Source organism: Synechococcus sp. W60.3 (genome assembly GCF_047502615.1).
Classification (GTDB): Bacteria; Cyanobacteriota; Cyanobacteriia; order Thermostichales; family Thermostichaceae; genus Thermostichus.
Genome location: NZ_JANSHJ010000074.1, coordinates 1 through 2,147, shown reverse-complemented (window position 1 = coordinate 2,147; position 2,147 = coordinate 1). Strand labels below are relative to the sequence as shown.

At 54.9% G+C, this 2,147-nt stretch carries 3 protein-coding genes; all 3 read left to right on the top strand.

Annotation, left to right across the window (positions count from 1 at the left end; translation table 11 throughout):
* A partial coding sequence (locus NW846_RS12495; protein ID WP_414516188.1) for a photosystem I reaction center subunit XI occupies window positions 1-413 on the top strand: 413 nt, incomplete at its 5' end.
* A 189-nt stretch (window positions 414-602) separates the two neighbouring features.
* Entirely contained in the window at window positions 603-1,394 is a 792-nt protein-coding gene (locus tag NW846_RS12490; protein ID WP_414374510.1) for an alpha/beta fold hydrolase, read from the top strand.
* 188 nt (window positions 1,395-1,582) lie between these two features.
* Complete coding sequence (locus NW846_RS12485) at window positions 1,583-2,014, top strand: universal stress protein (protein ID WP_414516186.1); 432 nt, start codon at window positions 1,583-1,585, stop codon at window positions 2,012-2,014.
* The last annotated feature ends 133 nt before the right edge of the window (window positions 2,015-2,147 follow it).

Genomic DNA, 2,147 nt, shown 5'->3' with positions numbered 1-2,147 from the left:
GGTACTTCCTGGTGGGGCCGTTTTACAAGTTGAGTCCGCTGCGGAATTCGGAGCAAGCCCTGACGGCAGGTACGCTGGCGGTCATTGGTCTGGTGCTGATCCTAACGGTTTGTCTTTCGATCTATGGACGAGTCTCTTTTCCGCGCTCGCGGCTGGTGGCGGTGGTGAACACCCCCTATGGAGAGGTGGCCTATCCGACGCCGGGAGTGCAACTGATGGCGGAATCGCAGGGATCCCCTCAGCCGGTGCGAGTACCGGCAGGATCGGAGGACTTGCCCGAAAACTTGCGCACCCGTGCCGGCTGGAGCCAGTTGGCGGGAGGGTTTCTGGTGGGCGGCGTTGGCGGTGCCCTGTTTGCCTACATGCTCCTGAACAGTGCGGACGTGTTGGCCCAGATTTTGCCTGGGCTGTGAATGAGGTTTGAGGCTCCCTGGTTCGGGGATCTGCAGAAAGGAGAGGGGTATTGTCCCCTCTCCTCTATCCAGATCGGCTCGGATCCTTTGGGCCGCATTTTCCAATGGCAATTGCACTGTTCACAATTGCATGGTTCAACCGCACTTTGCCGGTTGGTTTCTGGCTACTGGACTTTGTAGATCTTTTGTTTGGCTAGCAGCCTTGATGGTTTTAACAGTCGAGATGGAATAGCGAATATGAGTTTAAGCTCCGCTTCTGCGCTCGCTTTTGAGGCCCTGTATCTGGGCATTTCTCCCAGTCTCAAGCTCTTTGATCAGCCTTTATTAGGATCCCTGGGGAAATGCTTTCGGATAGCCTACTGGGAGTACCACCAAACCCAGGATGAGCCTTGTAGCCTGGAGACTGTAATCACGCTGCTATACGAATATCTCAAAGCTTGGGATCGACCCGTTCATCTTATCGGCCACGGCTTGAGCGGGGTGGCCGCTTATCTTTTTGCCTGCCGTTACCCACAGCGGGTACAGTCTCTGACCTTGCTGGCCGTGGGAGGTTGGCCTGCTACCACTTGGCATGCCCATTTCTATGTGCAGCGAAAAATCTTTTGCTGGAGTCGGGAACAACTCTTGGTGCGTATAGCCCAGAGCCTTCTACCTACTTCAGAACAGTGGCGAGCACGCTCACTCTCCTATGCTCTGGCTAAAGATTTGGATACTTCTCCCATACCTCACTCCCTATTTCAGGTGATAGCGATTCCAGCCCAGAAAGTGTCGGTGCCGATGTTGGTTTGCGCCAGCAAGGATGACCCCATTGTGGATCCTGCTTCGCTCGAGAAGTGGAGAAACCACCTAAAGCCAGGGGATCAAATGTGGTTTTGCCCTGGGGGGCGACACTTTTTTCATTATTCTTTTCCAAGTTTGGTCAATCTGAAAATAATGGATTTTTGGCAGGAATTGCGTAAACTTCAGCCCAGCATGGCTTAGGGCGGCTGGACTTTCGCGGGATGATAGAATGGCTACTCATCCAAACAGCAGAGGAGCTCCGTTTGCAGCTAGGGCGAAGCAGCCCAGGTGGAGCCCCTGACAACAGGAAAACGGGCAGGGGTGGAATGAGGCCATTGAGCTCCCGGTAAAATTGATAGAATAGGGCAAGCCCCCAACTTGGATAGGGAATGGGCTTGACCGCGGAATCCGCGACTATGTTCGACAAGCTGCTCTTTCCCATCGACAACTCGCGTGAGACCAGCCACGCCTTGCCCTTGGTGGCAGACATAGCGCAGCGCTACAAAAGTCAGGTGTACTTGCTCTCTGTACTGGATGCCGCGGAGCTGGACGCGGAGAGGGCGGAACAAGCTCGGCAAAACATCCACAACCTGCTCAAGCAAACGGAGTCTGGCCTGCATCAAATCGGCCTCAACAGCGTCAAGAGTGAGTATCGAGAGGGAAAGGTGCCTTTTGTCATCTGTGATGTGGCAGACGAGCTGGAGATTAGCCTAATTGTAATGGGATCCCGCGGCCTCACCCTCTCCGGAGAGGGGCAGAATAACTCTGTCAGCCACCGCGTGATCGATCTTGCCCCCTGCCCGGTGTTGGTCGTGCCCTGAGGAGAGGGATCCCATTGACCAAAAGGCGCGGCAAGCCCCGTCCTTCAGGGCAGGGAAGGATAGCGCGAACCGTAGCCTATATCGTTGTCATCACGCATAGGCCAAGAATACGATTGAGCGGTGCAACGACTTC

Bases quoted from the DNA above. Each gene is read 5' to 3' on its own strand.
- NW846_RS12485 (WP_414516186.1), top strand. From the start codon at position 1,583: ATGGGCTTGACCGCGGAATCCGCGACTATGTTCGACAAGCTGCTCTTT.